The organism is Pseudovibrio sp. M1P-2-3, assembly GCF_031501865.1.
Classification (GTDB): domain Bacteria; phylum Pseudomonadota; class Alphaproteobacteria; order Rhizobiales; family Stappiaceae; genus Pseudovibrio; species Pseudovibrio corallicola.
On the sequence record NZ_JARRCW010000001.1, the window covers coordinates 4065725 to 4085364 of the forward strand.

17 protein-coding genes and 1 pseudogene are annotated in these 19640 nt (G+C 49.9%); 7 read left to right on the forward strand and 11 right to left on the reverse strand.

From position 1 onward, the window contains the following. The first annotated feature begins 203 nt into the window (after positions 1-203). Genes P6574_RS17820 through P6574_RS17840 form a run of 5 tightly spaced genes read left to right on the forward strand, consistent with a single transcriptional unit; the run spans position 204 to position 7419 of the window. On the forward strand, positions 204-1373 hold the full coding sequence (locus P6574_RS17820) for an MFS transporter (protein ID WP_310621588.1): 1170 nt from the start codon (positions 204-206) through the stop codon (positions 1371-1373). A gap of 3 nt (positions 1374-1376) precedes the next feature. Continuing rightward, positions 1377-2732, forward strand: a complete 1356-nt coding sequence (locus P6574_RS17825) for a lysine N(6)-hydroxylase/L-ornithine N(5)-oxygenase family protein (protein WP_310621589.1) — start codon at positions 1377-1379, stop codon at positions 2730-2732. Positions 2733-2784: 52 nt separating this feature from the next. After that, positions 2785-4599 carry an IucA/IucC family protein gene (locus tag P6574_RS17830; protein WP_310621590.1) on the forward strand — a complete coding sequence of 605 codons (1815 nt, stop codon included), beginning with the start codon at positions 2785-2787 and terminating at the stop codon, positions 4597-4599. Further along, positions 4583-5638, forward strand: coding sequence for a GNAT family N-acetyltransferase (locus P6574_RS17835; RefSeq protein ID WP_310621591.1), 1056 nt, complete (start codon positions 4583-4585; stop codon positions 5636-5638). Before P6574_RS17830 ends, P6574_RS17835 begins: the two co-directional genes overlap by 17 nt. Beyond that, the gene (locus P6574_RS17840; RefSeq protein ID WP_310621592.1) at positions 5635-7419 is read left to right on the forward strand and encodes an IucA/IucC family protein; all 1785 of its coding nucleotides are present in this window, start codon (positions 5635-5637) and stop codon (positions 7417-7419) included. The genes P6574_RS17835 and P6574_RS17840 overlap by 4 nt, the downstream gene beginning before the upstream one ends. 534 nt (positions 7420-7953) lie before the next feature. Here P6574_RS17840 and P6574_RS17845 read toward each other — a convergent pair. The 3 genes from P6574_RS17845 to P6574_RS17855 form a co-directional block, all read right to left on the reverse strand. Further along, a complete protein-coding gene (locus P6574_RS17845) occupies positions 7954-8244 on the reverse strand; it encodes a PAAR domain-containing protein (RefSeq protein WP_310621593.1) in 291 nt (96 codons plus the stop codon). Positions 8245-8286: 42 nt separating this feature from the next. Next, positions 8287-8805 carry a hypothetical protein gene (locus tag P6574_RS17850; RefSeq protein ID WP_310621594.1) on the reverse strand — a complete coding sequence of 173 codons (519 nt, stop codon included), beginning with the start codon at positions 8803-8805 and terminating at the stop codon, positions 8287-8289. Between the two features lie 319 nt (positions 8806-9124). Continuing rightward, positions 9125-9370: a hypothetical protein gene (locus P6574_RS17855; protein ID WP_310621595.1), complete on the reverse strand. Its 246-nt coding sequence runs from the start codon at positions 9368-9370 to the stop codon at positions 9125-9127. A 149-nt stretch (positions 9371-9519) separates the two neighbouring features. On the opposite strand from P6574_RS17855, the gene P6574_RS17860 reads away from it, so the two are divergent. After that, positions 9520-10646 (forward strand): IS3 family transposase gene (locus tag P6574_RS17860; protein WP_310621596.1). Its coding sequence is split into 2 segments (ribosomal slippage): positions 9520-9784 and positions 9784-10646, totalling 1128 coding nucleotides; the frame shifts between segments, so codons are not numbered across the junction. Between the two features lie 34 nt (positions 10647-10680). Then, positions 10681-11141: pseudogene (locus P6574_RS17865) on the forward strand (IS5 family transposase); the annotation flags it as partial. A gap of 31 nt (positions 11142-11172) precedes the next feature. Here the strand turns inward: P6574_RS17865 and P6574_RS17870 are convergent. The 8 genes from P6574_RS17870 to P6574_RS17905 form a co-directional block, all read right to left on the reverse strand. Beyond that, positions 11173-12131, reverse strand: a protein-coding gene (locus tag P6574_RS17870) for an IS630 family transposase (RefSeq protein WP_310619020.1) whose coding sequence is annotated in 2 segments (ribosomal slippage) — positions 11173-11787 and positions 11790-12131 — 957 coding nt in all. Because the reading frame shifts where the segments join, the coding sequence is not laid out codon by codon here. A 229-nt stretch (positions 12132-12360) separates the two neighbouring features. Then, on the reverse strand, positions 12361-12945 hold the full coding sequence (locus tag P6574_RS17875; RefSeq protein WP_310621597.1) for a hypothetical protein: 585 nt from the start codon (positions 12943-12945) through the stop codon (positions 12361-12363). Between the two features lie 68 nt (positions 12946-13013). Beyond that, complete coding sequence (locus P6574_RS17880; protein WP_310621598.1) at positions 13014-13466, reverse strand: hypothetical protein; 453 nt, start codon at positions 13464-13466, stop codon at positions 13014-13016. Beyond that, positions 13466-15097, reverse strand: a complete 1632-nt coding sequence (locus P6574_RS17885; RefSeq protein ID WP_310621599.1) for a DUF4150 domain-containing protein — start codon at positions 15095-15097, stop codon at positions 13466-13468. Before P6574_RS17885 ends, P6574_RS17880 begins: the two co-directional genes overlap by 1 nt. After that, positions 15090-16160, reverse strand: a complete 1071-nt coding sequence (locus P6574_RS17890; protein WP_310621600.1) for a DUF2169 family type VI secretion system accessory protein — start codon at positions 16158-16160, stop codon at positions 15090-15092. Before P6574_RS17890 ends, P6574_RS17885 begins: the two co-directional genes overlap by 8 nt. Before the next feature lie 8 nt (positions 16161-16168). Beyond that, positions 16169-18382 carry a type VI secretion system tip protein TssI/VgrG gene (tssI, locus tag P6574_RS17895; RefSeq protein WP_310621601.1) on the reverse strand — a complete coding sequence of 738 codons (2214 nt, stop codon included), beginning with the start codon at positions 18380-18382 and terminating at the stop codon, positions 16169-16171. Positions 18383-18394: 12 nt separating this feature from the next. Further along, entirely contained in the window at positions 18395-18874 is a 480-nt protein-coding gene (locus P6574_RS17900) for a hypothetical protein (RefSeq protein ID WP_310621602.1), read from the reverse strand. Next, positions 18837-19610: a hypothetical protein gene (locus tag P6574_RS17905; RefSeq protein ID WP_310621603.1), complete on the reverse strand. Its 774-nt coding sequence runs from the start codon at positions 19608-19610 to the stop codon at positions 18837-18839. Before P6574_RS17905 ends, P6574_RS17900 begins: the two co-directional genes overlap by 38 nt. Between the last annotated feature and the right edge of the window lie 30 nt (positions 19611-19640).

Genomic DNA, 19640 nt, shown 5'->3' on the forward strand with positions numbered 1-19640 from the left:
TACCGCGCGCACTACCGCCCCCCTGCTCGGAGCAATGATCCGACACCAAAAAGACCGTGTAGTTGTTAAAACTGCACGCGCCCTCTTTACTTGAGTATTATACTCATGTATCCACTGCTCCATATCATGAGTTTAATATTCATATTTAATTTTTAGTTTACCGGCAGGCTTAAACTCTGGGAGCGTTCACACCGCAAAGTTCTATGTCCTTCACAATACTTGCAAATTCATTTTATCAGGGCACTTTGATCCTAATGGTTCCACTGCTCCAGCAGCTGTTTTCAATCAGCTTGAGCTCTCTGGGCATTCTTATTGGCGGCGGATTAATCATCTCCGCCTGCACGGTTCCGCTTTGGGGGAGAGTTGCATCGCGGCTGGGGTATCGCAGAACCTTGCAACTGACCACAGTGGGAAGCCTGTGCGGTCTGGTGCTCATGATTATTGCGATCTGGCTGCAGCAGCACAATGTACTGGGCTTGAGTGAACTGTATTTCGCATTCCTTGTTGCCGCCCGTTCTGTTTACTGCCTGTTTTCTGCCGCTCTGCTTCCCTTGATACAGTCTTACAAGGCAAGCAGTGCCGCAAAGGGGAAAGTCCTGTCGAAGGTCGCGGCCTCCAGTTCCTTGCAGGCGGCTGGCCGCTTGATCGCCAACGGCCTAGGCGGATTTATGCTGTCCTACAGTATCCTTATGCCTCTTTTGAGCATCCTTCCGCTATTTATTCTATCGCTGTTTCGAATCCCCCCCACCAGTGTTCACGCACCAAAAGGCGAAGCCACATCTTTTAAGGTACTCCTGCAGCCACTGGTGGTCACCTTAACCCTCCAAATGGTCATTGGTGGAACTTATGTTCTTCTGGGCCCGTGGCTGGGGGAGCGATTTGACCTTAGTGCCGAAGCTGCCGCCTCGACCACCGCGCTTTGTCTGTTTTGGGCAACACTTACGACGCTCTTAAGTCAACTGGCTCTCACGCTACTACTTGGAACACGCAAAAAAATCGCAATGCTGCTTGGCCTGACACTGGTGTCCATCTCCTTAGCCGCGCTGCCTTTTGCAAGCTCAATTGTACAGGTCGTCCTGATAACCTGCCTGCTCTCTTCCGGTACCGCTCTCACACTGAGTTCCAATCTGGCTTTAACCCTTGAAGGGGCGGGTCAACAACGCTCTCCAACAGTGACCACAACGCTATTCAGTGCCCAGCTGGTCGGCCTTGGAGTGGGAAGTATTGTCTTTGCCCGTTTAGGGGAGCTGGGCATTTCAACAAGCTTTCACGTTGCATCACTCTTCACCTTTATTTTGGTGGCCGCCCTCGTCCTCTTCCGGGGCCTTTCTCAATTTCAACTCAAATCCCAACCTTTTCAAAAGGACTCCTGACCAATGAGCCAGCTAAAAATGATAGGGCATCAAGATGATGCAAGTGATCTTCTAGATCTCGCGGGTATAGGAATAGGTCCATTCAACCTCAGCCTCGCAGCGCTGCTGGATAGCCTTCCAAACACAAGAGCCGGTTTCTACGACAAAAACTCCCAGTTTGCATGGCATCCGGGCCTTTTGTTTCCAGACAGTATTTTACAAACATCCTTCCTTAAGGATCTGGTGACACCTGTTCAGCCCACAAACCCCCATTCCTTCACGAACTTTCTGGTCTCTCACAAGCGTTTCTATGACTTCCTTGCCGGACGGTTCACGGGTGTAAGCCGGTTGGAGTTTAACGCTTATCTGGCATGGGCTGCCCAGCGTATAGACAGCCTTAACTGGGATCATCAGGCGCAAAGCATATCGTTTAAAGATAGTGCGTTCACCGTAGACTTCGGCAACGGCAAAAACGTAAGGGCGCGCAACCTGTCTCTTGGCATCGGCATGAGCGCCAACATTCCAGCATGGGCGCAAACTCATATGGGAACCAGCTGTATCCACGCGGGCCACTACCTCAACCACAAACTCGAAACCGCTGGCAAAAGAATTGCCGTCATAGGAGGCGGACAGACCGGAGCTGAAATTGTCCTCGACCTTTTGAGCAATCCTTCTGTGGAGCCCCATCATGTCAGCTGGATCAGCAATTTACCGCGTTTCTCTCCGCTGGAAGAAGGCGGTTTTGTCGATCAGGTTTTCACCCCGAACTATGTGGAGAGCTATCAGTCCATGGGGCCAGAACAGCAAGCCTTTGAGTTTGCTGGGCAAAAGCTTGCAAGTGATGGCCTGACACCGGTCACGGTTGATGCGCTTTATAAAGAAATCTACAAGCGTACACACTTGGTTTCCCAAAAGGGCGGCATTTCCCTTCTCCCCTCCCGCAATGCTGTTGCCCTGTCCCATAATGGGTCCCACTATGATCTAGTGTGCCAGCAGATTATTGGTGATGTTAAAGAAAGCCATAGTGTCGATATCATCATCCTTGCCACCGGCGCCTCTCCAAAGCTCCCACAGTTCCTTGAGGATCTAAAGCCGCGTCTGGACCTTGATGAGCGTGGTCTTCCAAAGCTGGATGACGCCTATGAGATCCAATGGGATGGCCCCTCCCAGAACAAGATATTCGGCCTGAACATGGGCCTGCGTTCCCACGGAATTGTTGACCCGCAAATGAGCCTCATGGCGTGGCGCAGTGCTAAAATCATCAATCGTCTGATGGATAAAGAGATATTCGAGACCACCGCAGGCCACAGCTTGGTAGATTGGAGCCCTCAAATAAACTCCAATGCAAATTACGGGGAAACCAGCTGCTTGGCTTCCTAGCAGCTTCCCTCATCTACTGATTGCAAACCAACACTTTCACGAAAACAAGATCATGAATGCACCAACGCTAAAGTGCGAGCAGGGCGAAATCTCTCCCGACACCCGCGCGGCCCACGCAACAGCCACAGCATTTCTCAATGCCTACCTACGGGAATGGGAGGGCTGGACACTTTTAACACAGCCAAGCGCACGCGCCTCCGGCTCTCGTGTGCCGATGGCAAGGATGCCTCTTACAAGCAACAACGGCGCCTTACTCATCGCGATGCCTTTTAAAGGGCATTTTCGCTATCAAATCCAATTGCCATTTATCCGCGAGTTTGAAGATGGGAAAAGGGAGGAGATCGAGCTGTTTGAGGCCATTGCCCTGCTGGTCAAGAACAACAGGACAGAGGGACAAAGTGGCTCTCTTGAGCTGAAATTGCTGGAGCGTATTCTCAACAGCCAGCAGAATATGGCAGAAGCTTTTGCAAGAGATAACACTCACAGCTCAGCCAGCCTCTGGAATTTTCAGGAGGCGGAGACAGCTTTACTTTCCGGCCACCCAACACACCCGAACCCGCGCAGTAAAGACGGCATGAATCTGGAAGAATCCAAGCTGTATTCTCCAGAACAAAATGGGCAATTTGCTCTGTTTTGGGTACTTGCAGATAAAACCATACTGAGCGGAAAAACGGCAGATGAGAGGGGCTTGTCCTCTTACCTCCAGCAGATGGTCTCAGCTGATAGCACCCTGCCGCCCCTGTTGCGTGATGAGTGTCCTCAAGGGTTTGTTCCCGTACCTTGGCACCCTTTGCAAGCACGAGACATTTTAAAACATCCCGCGGTTTGCAAGTACATTGCCGAGGGGAAGCTCATTCCGGTGGGTGTGGCTGGAAAAACGTTCACCCCAACAGGCTCCACACGGGGCGTTCACGGCTGGCATGCCCCTTACATGCTCAAGTTCTCCCTCGGCGTTCGGCTAACCAACTCCATGCGTTTCCTGAGCCGCAAAGAGGTGGAACGAGGCATTCAGATTTGCCAGCTTATGAAAAGTCCGGTTGGCGAGGCTATTCATAACAGTGAAAAGACCCTCACCATACTCGAGGAACCGGCATATCTGGCCCTGCAAGACCAAGCGGGAGACTTGCTGGAGGAAAGCCTTATCGTGCTTCGCTCCAATCCGTTTCAAGATTCTGCCGAGGCCGGCCCGCTCATGTTGGCAAGCCTGTGCGAGGAGCGGCTGAACAGCCTCAGCCCCCTTGGAGAAGTGATTACCGAGCGAGCACAAAAGACCGGACAAACAAGCGCCCAAGTTGCCGCGCATTGGCTGACGGACTTTTTGAAAGTCGCAATCGCCCCTGTACTACGCATCCGTGCCCGTCACGGCTTGCTCTTTGGCTCACACCAGCAAAACATGATGGTGTCCTTGGCAAACGGTCTTCCTGTCAAATGCTGGATCAGGGACTGTCAGGGAACAGGGCACCTGACCAGCCACCACGACGAGCTGGCAAAACACCTGCCGAATATCGGCATAGACAGCAACAACATCGCAAGCCCGCAGCTGGGCAACGCGCTTTTGTGCTACTACGTCATCGTCAATAATCTGATGAACATTATCAGTACATTAGCGATTGACGGGCATCTGGAAGAGCAAAACTCTTATTGCCTGTTGCACACATTTTTAAAAGAAGAACATGCAGCATGCGACACCGACCCCACCTTCTATGAAATGCTGCTTAACGCGCAGACCCTGTGCAGCAAAGCGAACTTTAAAACCAGCTTCAGTGGGGTAAACGAGGCCTCCGGCGGAACAGACGGCCAGCTTGCCTCCTTTATTGAAATTCCCAATCCTCTCGTGAAAATAGATCAATATGAACCAGCCACTTAATCATAGCCTGCACACTTTTTCACCGCTGGAAGCGTACAAGGTATTTCCTGCCAGCGCTGCACCACTCACGGTTTCAATAAGCCAGAACAATGTTTCATCTGCAGATCTGATCTGTAATGGAGAGCGGGTTGCCCAAGCAGTTCTCAGCTCAGAGCCTGCGCAGAAGCTGACCTTGACATTTGCAGGTGGAGCACCGTGCGAAGCCCAGCGGGCAGCAGTGGTGGCACAGTTATCACATCAGTTCTCACTGAACCCGCAGCTGGAAAAAATTTGTATTGAACTCCTTGAAGCCAGTTTCCCACTACGGGATCTTCCGTTTTTATACACTGCTGGGAATGAACTGTTTGTTGAGCGAAGCGGGTTTTATCAAACACCGCTCATGTGGCTTGGGCACCAACCTGCCTCGAGAAATTCCGTTGGCCTGATGGCCGGTCCTGACGGGCGTGACCACCCAAGGCGTCCTCCCCATCCTCAAGGTCTCTTCTATGAGCGCTACGATAGGGAATCAGATCTCACAGTTTCCTTCCGCAGTGTGGACCTTGAAAAAGATCTGGACCTGTTTCACCGCTGGATGAACGATCGCCGGGTTGCATATTTCTGGGAACTGGATGAATCAAAGGACAAGCTGCGGTCCTATCTGGAAGCTTTTGCAAACCGGCCACATACCTACCCGCTCATCAGCTGTATTAACGGAGAGGATGCGGGTTACTTTGAAACCTACTGGGTGAGAGAAGATAGGCTTGGCCCCTACTACGACTCCCAGATTTGGGACCGTGGGTGGCACGGTTTGATTGGCGAGCGTTCGCATCTGGGCAGAGCCAAAACCAGCGCAACTTTACGCAGTCTTCTGCATTACCTGTTTCTAGATTGCCCGATGACTGAACAGGTTATGGGGGAACCAAGAGCGGACAACACCAAGCTGCTGAGCTACGCAAGTACACTTGGCTATAAAAAGCTAAAGGAATTCGACTTCCCCCATAAACGATCCGCCTTGATGGAGTGCACCCGAGACCGCTTTTTCTCCAAGGTGGCACTATGAGCGACTCAGAAAAAATGACTGCAAGTGAACTGGAATGGGGCAAGATTTGCCGCGCTAGCCTTGCCAAGCTCATAAGTGAACTGAGCTTTGAAGAGGTTTTAAAGCCTGTGACCAAGCCTGAGGAAGATGGTGCTTATCATCTTCTTTTATCCTCCGGCATCTCCTACAGCTTTTCCGCGAAAGTTGGTATCTGGGGGAACCTTGTCGTTAATGGCGACAGCATCAGGCGAACCCCTGACAACGATGAGCCAGCTTGTCCGCAACAATTTACCATTGATGCCCGCACTGAAATGGGTATGAGTGCTGCGACCGAGGCGACATTTCTACGTGAGTTGGCAAACACCTTGCGGCAAGATCTTGTTCTGCTTCAGCGCACAAAAGAAAGTGCCGGGGAGGATATTCTCCCTCTGCCTGCCCATGAGCGCCAATCCCTGTTGGCGGGCCACCCCAAGGCTGTTGCCAACAAAGGACGTCTAGGCTGGAGTATTCCCGATCTGGAGCAGTATGCACCTGAATATCACCGGTCTTTCAAGCTGCTTTGGATAGCCGCAAAACGTGGTAGCTGCAAAATCAGCGAGAGTTTGGACAGCAACGAGACAGACACCCTTACCCAAAGTCTGGGGAGTGCCGAGTTCAACAGACTGCACACAGTCCTACACGAGCAAGGTCTGGGTCTGGAATCTCATGTGCTCATTCCTGTCCACCCGTGGCAATGGGATCACGTGATTCAGCAGAGCCACCTTGTCGATATCCAGCGGGGAAACCTTATCATGCTGGGTGAGTTCGGAGATAGTTACGTCTCTGGTCCCAGCCTTCGCACTCTTGTCAATATTGACCGCCCCGGGTCTCCGGATATCAAAGTCGCCCTGACAATTCTCAATACCTCCGCTTACCGAGGTATTCCGGGAAAGTATATTGCAAAGGGCGGAAAGCTCTCCCTGTGGCTCCATGATACCGTTCAAGCTGACAGCTTCTTGAAAGACAAAGTCCTCATTCTTCAAGAACAAAGGGGCGTTTGGTTTGAACACTCCATTTATGCCCAAGCACCTCATGCTCCCTATCAGCACCATGAAAGTCTGGGCGTTATCTGGCGGGAGAATGTGGCAAAGCACTTAGCAGAAGGACAGCAGGCCTGCCTTTACGCAGAGCTGCTTCATGAAGACACCAAGGGTATTCCCCTCGCGGTTTACCACGCCCAGAAATCCGGCTTGTCTATTGAGGACTGGCTCACGCAGCTTTTTAAAGTCACGGCTGCTCCTCTCTACCATTTTCTGGCGAAATATGGTGTTGGCTTCATAGCCCACGGCCAGAACATCACGGTGACAATGCAAAACCACGTGCCGGTTGGTATCGCTATCAAGGACTTGCAGGGAGATTGTGCTGTTGTGGATCAAGTGTTTCCCGAGCACTCAAGCCTTTCTCAGGACCTGCGCGACAACCTGCCTCAAAAACCCGCACATTACATAATCCACGACATCCAAACCGCCCACTTCGCTTCACTGCTGCGGTTTTTCTCCGCTGGGCTGAACAGGGCAGGTATTATTGACGAGGAAACCTTCTACGCGGTTTTAGGAAGTGTTCTCCAACAATATATGGCCGAACACGAAGCCTTGGCAGAACGCTTCGCACTCTTTGACCTGTTCACCCCCACAATGGCAAAAGTATGCATCAACAAAGTACGGTTTGCAGTTGGATACGAAGACAACGCCGAGCGCCCTCTTCCCGCCCTTGGAACAGACCTGCACAACCCGATCTACCTAACAAATAAAGTTCTGGTGTAATTTGGGACGGACCTAAAAGACCATAAAACCCGCCCTAGCACTGCAACACAGCACCTGCTAGGGCTCCTATAAGGAACCTATTGAAAAGACTGGTGCCGCTGAAAGGCCTCAAACACCCACACCGCTTTGCCCAGCCTCGATAATGCAGGCTAGCTTTTCTTTTGGTAACAATTTAGGGTTGAGGAAGCCAGCGGCCCGCTTCGCACTATCCCCACCAACTGAGGTCTCCAGCGCGCTGTCCTAACATCTCAGAACACCTTTTAGACTAGTTTGCTTACACCATGACAAGGCTGCTGCACCAAGGGGAGTCCAACCGATTCCATCGCACATCTGTGCCCATCTTTTTGCTGGAAATCTAATAAGCCTCTTCAGCAAGCTGAGGGTGTTTTCATCAATACTCCTTTGGTTTTCCTCGCTACCAGATTAACCAGTTGAAGCAATCCAGAGTGGCTCACTGGTGTGCAAGCCTTGCCATATATCTACGGGTGTCAACCCCTCACCTAATTTAAAGGGCCTTTCCTACTTTCATCTTTACTAACCACCAATGTCTACATTCCCTGAACCTGCTGCAGCTGTCCCGCCACAGTCTACAGCATCGCCTACCCGGCAAACAGCAATACCGTTAACGAAAACAGTGCCTGAGCCGGCTGCCATTGCACGGCCATGAGATGAGCAGTCAGAACATCCGTGTGCGGCTATCCCATCGCCTACGCGTACAACTGCGAGACTATTTATAAAGGTGTCGGGACTTCCCGCAGTTGATGGCGAGGGCGGGAAACACCCATGGCCAGCGGCAATATCCCCTTTTCTATAGGCGGCAGGCATAAAATTTTTTCCGTTGCTGGAGATTTAAATACAAGGCAGGCATCAACGAATTTTCCTGCACTGTGCTAGAAAATCGAACGAACGTCCTTTGATAGGCGTTATCAGAGCTTCTGATTCCCAGATATTCCAATAGCCCCAGTTTTTGTAGCTCCACGCCCAAACCTCAGGACGGGGTATTCCTATCCCCCTTGTAAGATCCCAATGTTCATCGCTTTTCATTTCTTCATCACTTTTGACGATGATAACGCCGAAATGGGGGGGGCGATCAATAATCCAATCATAAAAAAACCAACCTAGCCCCATGTATTTTCGATCAAAGTGTTTGAAAATATTGGGAAAGAAAATATTGGATTCAAGCATAATAACTTTATTAGTTCTACTTGAATAGTCCTGATCATACCAACAGAACTTCGCACCAAAACGTTGATAGGTAACAATATTTAGATAAGTAACAAATAATATGTACGGGATTCCAGCCAGCAAAGTAATAACTGTAGCTAATTTTAATACTTTATTTTGCACCACATTTTTACTGTTTAGCCCAAACTTAATAGCAAACATCAGCGTATTTCTCGGCACCGTTCGAGGAATGATTTGGATCTCCCTTTAACAGGAGTGATCAAACCATAATTTTCCCAAATATCCCAGTAATTAAAATTCCTATCACTCCAGGCCCATACTTCAGGACGGCCAGAACTCCCAGTGCGGTACCAATGTTTTTCTTTTTTCATCTCCCCATCACTTTTGACAATGATAACGCCGAAATGTGTGTGGGGGGGGGTACCGAACCTTTGATAGGTGACTAAATTGACGTATACAACAAACACTAAGTAGGGAATTCCCAAGCTCAGTAGTACTAAAACAATAACACGAATCTTTCTCATTGTTGATCATAGACCCATTCTGGATGCCGCCCCAAAATTTCAATAAGATCTTTGTATGCGACTACTGAGCTCTTTCTACTTGCTAAGTTATAGCCCTCTTTAACAGCGGTAGTATCCCGAGGAGCATCTCCTGTAACAGATCCTCCATCAACAAATTGAGCTTTACCCGCTCCATCACTACCAGTCGTTGTTGTCGTTCTTAACAAAATGACCGTACTCGGACGACCCTCGTTCGAACGCATTAGTGCGACCTGAATGTCAACGGGTAAGGGTAAACTGTAAACTGAGATAGATTTGTGCAACAAGGCCCTTCGGCTGTTGACTCCAAAGCTTATGAGCCTCCCCCAAAGAAGTGGTCCACGTTTATGATTAGGAAAACGGAGGACTCGATATGGGAATCAAGAGACCCAAACCAGAAGAGATTGTCGTTAAACTGCGGCAAGTTGAAGTCCTGATGGGGCAAGGAATGGCGCGCTTGGATGCGATCCGCCAGATCGGCGTTACCGAGCAAACCTATTACCGTTGGAAGAAGAAGTATGGCGGAATGGGTACGGAGCAACTCAAGGAACTGAAGCGGCTGCAGAAAGAAAATGAACGTTTGCGCCGTGCGGTCTCTGATCTGACATTGGACAAGCTGATCCTTACGGAGGCTGCAAAGGGAAACTTCTGAGCCCTGCTCGTCGCAGAGCCTGCATTAACCATATACGCAGTCAGGTGAAGGTTTCCGAGCGGCGTGTTTGTCGTGTTCTTGGCCAGCATCGCTCCACACAGCGTCGCTTCCCCAAAGGGCGAGCGGATGAAGATCAGCTGGTTGCAGATATGATTGAGCTGGCACGCCAATATGGCCGTTACGGTTACCGTCGCATTGCCGCTTTGCTCCGAGAGGCTGGATGGCAAGTGAACGATAAACGTGTTGAACGTCTGTGGCGACGAGAGGGGCTGAAAGTTCCCATGAAGCAACCGAAACAGGGGCGGCTCTGGCTCAATGATGGGTCTTGCATACGTCTCCGGCCACAGTATCGCAATCACGTGTGGTCCTATGACTTTGTCCATCATCGCACTGATGATGGCAGGGCATTCAGAACGTTGAATATTTTGGATGAGTATACGCGTGAATGCCTTGCTATTCGGGTGAAGCGAAAGCTGAATGCGAGCGAAGTCATCGATGCGCTGACGGACCTGTTTATCCTGCGCGGCATACCTGCCTATATTCGTTCAGATAACGGCCCGGAGTTCGTGGCGGAGGCGGTTCAAAAGTGGATCAAATCCGTCGGAGCCCAAACAGCCTACATTGAGCCAGGATCGCCTTGGGAAAACGGATATTGCGAAAGTTTCAATGGGCGAATGCGTGATGAATTATTGAATGGAGAAATCTTCTACTCGCTACATGAAGCTCAAATAATCATAGAACGCTGGAGGAAACACTACAATACCAAACGACCGCATAGTGCTCTGGGCTACCGCCCTCCAGTTCCGGAAGTCATTATTCCGATAGACCAAAGGCCAACCATGCACTAACTTTCAAAGCGGACCACTCAAACGGGGCTGCTCAAAAGCACACCGTTGTTCTTCAGGCGGTAAAGGGGGGAGAAAGTTCAGGCCATAGGCCGCTCACGTGGTGGTCGGACAACAAAGATCCATGCTTTAACGGATGCAGCATGCCATCCGCTCAGGTTTCTACTGACAGGCGGCCAAGTGGCTGACTGCTCTGCAGCAAAGCTGTTGCTGGAACAGCTGCCCAAGTGCCGTATGCTGCACGCTGACAAAGCTTATGACAGTAATGCTTTACGCAAGCAAATCGAAGATCAAGGCACCGTACCCAACATTCCGCCCAAAGCCAATCGAAAATGGAAAAACTACTTTTCACCAGTCCTTTACAAGGGGCGTAACGCCATTGAACGCATGTTTTGCAGGATCAAGGATTTCCGCAGTATCACAACAAGATATGACCGAAGCGCAAAGAACTTTCTTTCCGCGCTCAGTCTAGTGGCGCTCATATGCTACTGGTTATGAGTCTGGACCCTAGCACTATAGTCTTGAGCCTTTATACTGAAACATATCCAGCTGCCTTGAAGTAATTCCAACACTCTTGGGGTGTGAACAGATCGCATATGTCACCCAGAGCCTTTATCAAGGTCTCAAAGGTTCTGGCTTTCATTCTGCGTAGGTGTGCTTTGAGCTTGGAAAACGCCATTTCGATAGGATTGAGATCAGGAGAATAGGGCGGCAGAAAAAGGAACCAACACCCGCTTTGTCTGAGGGCCCTTGCGGCTTCTGGAACTTTGTGTGTGGACAGGTTATCCAGAATGACCACCGTTTTAGGGTGCAAGCATGGAGCCAGTTGTGTCGTGATATAAGTGGTGAATGCCTTGCCATTCATGGCCCCGTCCAGAACCCAGGGCGCAATGAGTCCCTCGTGGGTCAAACCGGCGATAAAGGTCTGGTTCTGCCAGCGTCCAAACGGCGCTGTGTCAAGGGCTCGTTCCCCTTTAAAGGCTCGGCCTCGCAGCCGGGTTAAATTCGTTTTAACACTGGTTTCATCGAGAAACACCAGTCTCTCAGGCAGATCACGCATTATAGGCTGACGGGTGTGGCGCCATTCATCTCTGGCATTTTGTACATGGAGTTTGCCACGCTCGGTTGCCACCAACGATTTTTTTTATAGGTGTAGCCAAGACGGCGCAAAGCCTTGGAGACGGAAGTATGGTGAACCCTCACTCCCTCAGCCATGAAAAGTGCATCACATAACTCCATCAACGTGATATCTCCGTCTTGATTGACCAGCTCGCGCAAGAAGGAGAGGTAGGGCTCCAATTTTCCGCCTCCCTTTGGGCGCCCTGTCCTGACCGGGATTAAACTCTGCCCCTCCCGAACTTTACGGGCCAAGCGAGATCCTGATGCTGGAGAGATCAGCAGGCGGCGTGCTGCTTCACGCCCGCTCATCCCGGATAAAATGAGCCTTTTAAAGCGAAGGCGTAAATCAAGTGAAAGTGGCCGGCCCATGTGATCTCCTCCCTAAAAGGAGTGAATCACAAATCAACCTGATTGGGAATCCCCAATCGATTCAGCGTTGCGCCTCATTGCTTTAGTGCTATACGGAATGGGCGGCGTTGAAGAGCCCCTTGGGGTTTTTGCTACATCAGGTGTGGTTGATAGAATCTATCATGGTACATTCTGGAGAATAAATTCGGGAGCCATTTTCCGTTGTATCGACAACCTCAGAGTAAGATTATTAGACTTTCAACAAAGTTTCTATGCCATCATAAACTGATTGCCAGTAAGGGTCACAAGTTTGATTATAATTATTTAACATAGTTCTTTGAAACCTTCTTAAGAACTTATATCGAAATGGGATCAGATCCTTCTCCTGCATATTATGTAGTTTACATGCCTCTTCGATCACCCGTTGATTGTAATTTTTAAGCCTATTTGGGATTGCGATCGCCATCAAATCTAACTTGATTAATCGTGGGTCTTCTTCTTGCTCACTAAGAGAATGCGTTACCGTTGACATAATCAAGCTTTTAACTTTAGGTATAGATACCCCTGAAGGCGTGTGCCAACCAAGCATTGTCTCCGCATAGCTCGCAGAGCGCCGCTCATTATCTGGTTTGCCATCATATAAAGCATCGTGGTACATGATCGCAAAAAGTAAATTTGGGTCGAATTCCAGATCTATCTGATCTGCATCGCGCAGCATTTGAGTGATATGTTGCCAATTATGATAAGGGTTTTCGTAAGTATATGCATTGGTGGGGCTACAGGGATGATCCACATAATCTAAATAGCAAGTAGAATTTAAAATGTAATTTGGCATAATATTTTCAGAATTTTAATTGACACAAAATAAAGTTGATTTTTAGATGTGTGATTCATCACAACTTATTATTCTAATCCAAGTAAAACATTTTGACGGGTCTTACTTTTACAGAAATTATATAGATTCAAACCAAAATCGTTATCTTCTTCATCCCATTGAGTAAAATCGTTATCAAATTCAATTGAAGTATCTATGAGATAATTTAAATTCATAACTTCTATATTATCAATCGAAATTGATAATATTCGGTTATTTGGAGAGCCGGAAATATTAATATCAAATCTATTATTTATTTCATAAATATTAGAGCCAGCTAGAACATATATTTTATTGTCATTTTTAAAATATGCAAAAATGAAGTCATTTAGTATGTCAAATGTACCTGATATATAGTCATAATGACCAGTCTTACTTATTGGAGCTCTCTCTGCTGACCTATCTATAAACTCTATTGAACTATTAGAAGTGTCTAGCAGGGCAAGACTGTTAAAATTGCTCGCTGATTGTAACCAAATCATTAGTTTTTCCTATTAAAGTTAATATCACGTCCACCAGGTTTGCTAGATTTCTCTATTATTTGCTCCCAAGAATACTCCTTTACTCCACGAAGGTAATCTATTGTTGGACCCCATTTATCATTATATTTTTTCATATTTCGTTCAAATATTTCACTTCTTAGCGGTTCGGGTGTTATGTCCTTATACTTGATTCCTAAATTACGCCTGTCTGAGTTCAGGGCTCTAGCTATTTCCTCACTTGAATAACCTTCATCCCGCATTTTTTTTGCTTTTAAAGCTAGTTCCTTCACTTCTTTTTCATAGGCAAGGCGAAGTGTGGGGGGCTGACTTGAAACTCTCACACTATTATCAGGCGTTGCCTTCTGGACCTCATCTGCATTTTTTGCTGCAGCTTCGCCAGTTTCTTCAGTTACCTCCTCTAGTACTTCATCAGTTTGTTTTGCAACATCGTCGACGAGTCCGTCCGCTTGCTTTGATGCGGTTTCTACTAGTTGTTTTCCTGATTTGCGAGTTGCAGCAACCAGTCCTCCGGCAAGGAGAGCAGCCCCGCTTGCCAAGTCGACAGAGTTTTTCACGGTTTCAACCGCCTGAGGACTGGCTCCCAACGCAGATGCTGCACTGCCAGCCAATTCGGAAGCCATTGTATTTTGGAAATCACCATAGACTGCGGTTTTTGCACCGGTAATTACGTTATCCCAGCCATTTACAAATAAGGCACCACCACCAATCATTGCAGGCACGCCTGGGGCTGCCCCTATACCAGTTGAAGTTGCTGCTCCTCCTGCCCCTGCTATAGCTGCACCGAGAACCGCTTCTCCGGCCCCCCCAACAGCTTGTAAAACGCCCATGCCACGAGTCAGTACATTACCATAGTTATTATCAAATTCTGCTATCGCGCCTATGGCCTCAGAGGTTGCATCAGATGCTTTGGCCCATAAATTGGTGAAGAATCCTTCATCTTCATCATTCTCGGTATCAGCTGCTTTATCTCCATTTTCAGGAGTGACTATCTCTGTGCTTTTTATAAATGTTACTTCGCCATGATTATTCTTGTTATTCATATAAAAGGGGTCAAAGTGGCGGATGATCGGTGAACCTTCAGCATTTACAGTAGCTGAGTGCCCTCTAGGTTCAGTAATGTCGTTAATTGTTCCTGAAACAACACCTTTAGCTGTTCCTTGCTCTGCCCCTTTCGTTACTGTAATATCTGATCGTAAAACCATCGTTTTCATGCCGGTCATACGCACAGAAGGTGTATAGGAAAGATCATCAGCTGGATTTGCGCTAGTGCTATAAGGAATAGGTGGCGTTGAAGACCCTCTTGGTGTTTTAGCCACATCCGGGGTGGTTGACAGAACAATTGGCTCAGAACTGTCTCGGATACCTTCAAGCGGCGTAGTGGTCCATACCGCTTGAGGAGGCTCTTCATTGTCGGGGACGAGTTTATTAAGTAGAGGCTTGTCCTGTATCTCCTGCCCACGGTAAAGGCCACTTGGATGATGATAGATAAGCATGTTGTCATCAGGGAAGAACATTATATTGCCGGCAGGATCAAGGTCCAGTCGCTCAAATGTACCGACTGATTGTGCTATTTCAGAAACACTCCCACCCCGAATTACCGTGTCAGCCATAAGCCTGTGCCCTTCCACTCTTAACTGCAGCAGATTGCTGAACGATACCTGCATCAAACCCAGTAATTCCCTCTCCCCAAGGGAAGGAGATACGCCAGGTTAATCGTAATTTTGGAATTGTATCTAAGAGATCAAAATGTACACCATCCAAAGTCATCACTTTGCGCTCTATTGTTCCACTCAACCTCGTCGCAACAACTCCTAATATGTCGTTTGGCAGATTCAGCGCAATTTGTTTGAACTCTGGATGCAGATTTGCGATTTGAATACGTTCACCTCCACGCAAGTGAGGAGAGAAGGTCAAATCCGGGTGTGCACAGTTATAGAAACGATAATCAAAATCTGCCGGTAGAAAGGGGTGCTGGATCTTGATCCATGCCGTATCGTACGTTCCGGCATATTGCTCTCGAAACCTCCAAACAGGAGCTAAGGGAGCAAACCCCTGTGGAACATAGTCCTCTCGCCAGTCGGTTATTGGTATGTGTGCATCTTCAATTTGCGGAGCACGCACGGGCTTATCTTTGGGACTATTTTCGACAGAAATAATTCCTTTTCCCAATGGATTAAAGTCATGGCAGTCATGTGCTCCGTCTAAAGGTTTGGTTGCAGGAACTAATCCACCAAAAGCCTGGTAGTAGCTAAGAGGAAGACTCTTAATTGCTTTTCCTTTGCCCATTTCCCAGCCATCCCCATCTACACTGGGTGTCCAGTACCTAGGTCCATGAACTCGTAAAACCTTCTCTCTATCTCCTACTTTGATGCCTACAAACCACTCAGTATCAGCTTCACCTGAAGGGGTATATGCACGGGCTAGGACCGTAACATCTGTTGCGGGTTTATAGGGTATGAAATCAGCTTGTTTTATAAGATGACGAGGAGGATCTTCCGAGCCAGTATAGATATCTGATAGTAGTAAGTCTGGTTGCTCATCCTGTAGTCTTAATACTCGACCTTCAAAAACTTCATAAGCTGCGCTAACTGCAACCACAGCATGTAATACCCCATTTGGATCATATTGCCGAAAAGCCATTCCAGAGAATGGGAAGTGCCTCTTAAGTTCCATGATCCCCCCTAGTTCAAGTCAATGGTTTTGCCATTGATCTGGACTGGGCCAGACATGGTGATGTTAAGATTGTCGCCGAGAATACGCACGCTGCCGTCCTTCTTCATAATGAAGCGAGACTTGCCAACAGTGACCACAAACTCCTCGGCCACGTTGATAGTGTAAGTGTGGCCCACACTGGTATTTTTGTAGGCACCGATCTGTTTGGTTTCGGCCAATCCGATGGTTTCTGATCGGAACTTTTCTATCACCGTATTGACAATACCGGACATGGGCATGAGGGAGGACAACAGCCCGCCTAGGAAACCAGCTGTCCCTTGCTGTTTTTTTCCCCCTTCACTAAAGTGTCCGCCCGCACTGTTGAACGAAGCATTCGCCCCCAGAGCTGTCGTCTCAGCAGCTGCCCCCACAGCAGCAACGGCCCCTGCAAACGCTCCCACTTCTCCGTTCCCTGTACGCGCCGAGCCTGCTTTGGCATCTGCCCCGCCAGCGGCGACAACCGCTCCTAGTGCTCCGAGCAGGGCCCCTCCAGTGCCCCCCCCCACCGTTAAGTTCATGGAGCCGCCAATCTTTTCCTGATGGTTGGCGCCAACTTCGATATTCTTGTTGGAGCCAACACTCTCGATCTGGTTGTTCTCCACCCGTTTGGCGCGGTTATTGAGGATTTTAAGGGTCTGATCCTTCTGGGCATGTGTGAATATATTCTCCTCACCAGCCTGATCCTCAAAGCTAATTTCGTTATAGCCATTGCCTTTATGACTATCGGAGCGAATGACCATCTTGGTTTTATGGTCAGGGAGCTTATAGGGCGGCTTGTTATTGGCATGGTAAGTTCTACCTGTGACGATCGGCTGGTCGGGGTCACCTTCCAGAAAGTCGACGATGACCTCATGGCCGATGCGCGGAATGGCGATGTGACCCCACGCGCCGCCGGCCCAGTTGGAGGCCACGCGGATCCAGCAGGAGGAGCGGTCGTTACTCTCGCCATAGCGGTCCCACGGGAACTGCACTTTCACCCGGCCATGTTCATCGGTGTAGATCTCTTCTCCCGCAGGGCCGACCACAGTGGCAATTTGCGAGCCGTCCACCTTGGGCCGGGTGCGCTGCGGCGGCGCGTAGGCCAGTCGGTCGGGGATTGCCTCAAAGTGGGTGATAAAGAAGGTGGAGCCACCAAGGACGGCTTCCTCTTCTAAAGCCCCCGGCTGCGATCCGGTATGAACGGCGGAGAGCAGGTGGTACTTGATGTTCGTGCTGCTGTCCGGGTGGTCAGTGAGCTCGAACTTGTGGCCCACCAGCATATGAACGGCGTTGGTCTGGCCTTCGGCAAGAGTGGCCCCCACACGGGTAGCCTCCATCAACGAGCGGGTAAACGGTTTGCCCGCCGCATCCTTCTTGTAACGGCCTGGATAGTCATACATGGCGTAGTCGCGGGCAAGGCCATTATCTTCCTGGCGAATGGCCGTGTGTTCCTGATTGTAGGGCGGGTTCTTGAAGGTGTAGTCCCGCATGGTCCACTTGGAGGAGCGGACCTCCTCCATCACCGACAGGTTTTGGCAAAAGACGCCTTTGGTCACCCCGCCAGAGGTAGCGTTATATTCCAGCTGTGGCTGGCCTTCCTGGGTAGAAATAATCCGGTAGTTGTCGATGAAGTGCAGGATATGGCTGCCGTTCTTACTATGAGTGAAGTAGAACCAGATGCCTTCTTCGGCGCACAGGCGGCGGATAAACTCATAGTGGGTCTCCCTATACTGGACACAGTACTCGCGGGCGACGTGCTCGCCGGTCAGGTGCCATTTGATATTCTCGATCCCATAGCGCTTGAGGGTTTCCTTGATGATCTCAGGCACTGATTTCAGCTGGAAGATGCGGCAATCGGAGCCATAATCCAGCCGGTGCAGGCTGGGCAGGAGAGTGACTTCATAGGACGTACGGTGGTGGCCCTGATTGCGCCGCCGGGCCCGGTGCACCACGCCGGAAAAGTGCCGGATGCCCGCATATTTATGCAGCACACTGATGGAGGCCGGGGTATCAATGAGAGCTTGCAGGTCAATGTCCGGCCGTTTGGAAACGAGACTCACCTCAATGCGGGTCAGTTCAAACACCTGTTCAGTGACGGAGAAGTCCTCAACCAGAAGATCGTTCTCCTCCACGTGCGGCGAATAAAAGGTAAACGCCAGATCGTCTTTTTGCAAAAGGGTGGGCAGCGGGTTGATCACATTCATCGGGTACCTCAATTAATTGGCGCGGCGCAGCGAGAACCAGGACCGGAACAGACGGTGGTAGTCCCAGAACATGTAGGGGGTTGGCAGGTGCAGGCGAACGCGGGGCCGGGCAAAGCAGCGCAGCCGCCAGCGCATATGATTTGGAAAAGAAAAGTAAACCGTGTCGGGCTGGATGACTTCAATATCAGTAGGGTCGCCGCTCAACCCGATATCTGTGGTTTCAGCGCTATCAAGCACAGCGGAATCGGAAAGGACATAGATCGCCATACCCTCATCAAGCGACGACATGTTGTGAGCCAGTACCAGGTACTGCCCGCCGAAACGGTATTGGGCGGCAAGACTTGTCCCGGCTATGGGCACAACGGCCCCATTGGCCGTATTAACCAACTGTGCTTTGCCGTTCTGTGCCGGCTCAAGGCGAAAGAGTTTTATGGGCAGGAGAGCTGGCACGGACTTACTCCCAAAACCATTCAAAGGCGTAATCCGCGCCAAGGGCACCCAGCACCCCGCCGACCACAACGCCCACAGTGACACAAACCGGGGCGCCCGGACCGCACAGCAAACCTGCGGCCGCACCGCCGGCGGCGCCACCGCCAAAACCACCGGCGATCACAGTTCCTTCTTTGGCGGTGGCCTTGACCTTATCTTCCGCCGCAATGATGTTGAGCACCGAAATGGTGATGGAAACAACCACAAGCGCTCGTCCAAAGCGTAGGTTGCGGGCTGCCGCTTTCGTATGTTTTGGACTGTTACGGCCCGCACTGTCGACAAGCTCCAGATACACCTCACTCTGCTGGGCTTTGGTGAGGCTGGAGAAGTTCTTCCCAAACTTTTCACCTGAGTACTTTTTCAGGAGATCATCAAAGGTTCTTCCCGCCTTTTTATGGGCCTCGGCAAAGGCAAGCCCCACATCACTCGTGCGAAACCGGGAAGCTTTTAAAATTTCGTTACGGATCGAGGTGGCCGCATGGGCGCCTTGCTTCGCAGTGATTTTCCCCGCTAGAACCTCGTTCCGGATCCGCTGTGATAACGCACAGGTTTGCCGCTGGTAATCCAGACGCACTTTACCATCACCGATAAAGCGGGTGGCAAAGTTAAAGGCGGCGCTTTCCAACGCGTGTAGTGTCCGCTCCAGTTCTCGGTTGTCACTTCCCTGTAACTGCTGCGGGCGTTGAGCTGCGCTGGAATGGCGCTGCGCCATCCGCTGTTCTGCGTAGGACCAGACCATTACCCGCTCTCCTTCTGGTTAAGAAGTTTC

Coding starts and splice junctions, on each gene's coding strand:
- P6574_RS17905 (WP_310621603.1), bottom strand. CDS start 19,610: ATGGTCTGGTCCTACGCAGAACAGCGGATGGCGCAGCGCCATTCCAGC.
- P6574_RS17820 (WP_310621588.1), top strand. CDS start 204: ATGTCCTTCACAATACTTGCAAATTCATTTTATCAGGGCACTTTGATC.
- P6574_RS17835 (WP_310621591.1), top strand. CDS start 4,583: ATGAACCAGCCACTTAATCATAGCCTGCACACTTTTTCACCGCTGGAA.
- P6574_RS17880 (WP_310621598.1), bottom strand. CDS start 13,466: ATGATTTGGTTACAATCAGCGAGCAATTTTAACAGTCTTGCCCTGCTA.
- P6574_RS17890 (WP_310621600.1), bottom strand. CDS start 16,160: ATGGAACTTAAGAGGCACTTCCCATTCTCTGGAATGGCTTTTCGGCAA.
- P6574_RS17830 (WP_310621590.1), top strand. CDS start 2,785: ATGAATGCACCAACGCTAAAGTGCGAGCAGGGCGAAATCTCTCCCGAC.
- P6574_RS17840 (WP_310621592.1), top strand. CDS start 5,635: ATGAGCGACTCAGAAAAAATGACTGCAAGTGAACTGGAATGGGGCAAG.
- P6574_RS17885 (WP_310621599.1), bottom strand. CDS start 15,097: ATGGCTGACACGGTAATTCGGGGTGGGAGTGTTTCTGAAATAGCACAA.
- P6574_RS17855 (WP_310621595.1), bottom strand. CDS start 9,370: ATGCGTTCGAACGAGGGTCGTCCGAGTACGGTCATTTTGTTAAGAACG.
- P6574_RS17845 (WP_310621593.1), bottom strand. CDS start 8,244: ATGCCTGCCGCCTATAGAAAAGGGGATATTGCCGCTGGCCATGGGTGT.
- P6574_RS17850 (WP_310621594.1), bottom strand. CDS start 8,805: ATGTTTGCTATTAAGTTTGGGCTAAACAGTAAAAATGTGGTGCAAAAT.
- tssI (WP_310621601.1), bottom strand. CDS start 18,382: ATGAATGTGATCAACCCGCTGCCCACCCTTTTGCAAAAAGACGATCTG.
- P6574_RS17825 (WP_310621589.1), top strand. CDS start 1,377: ATGAGCCAGCTAAAAATGATAGGGCATCAAGATGATGCAAGTGATCTT.
- P6574_RS17875 (WP_310621597.1), bottom strand. CDS start 12,945: ATGCCAAATTACATTTTAAATTCTACTTGCTATTTAGATTATGTGGAT.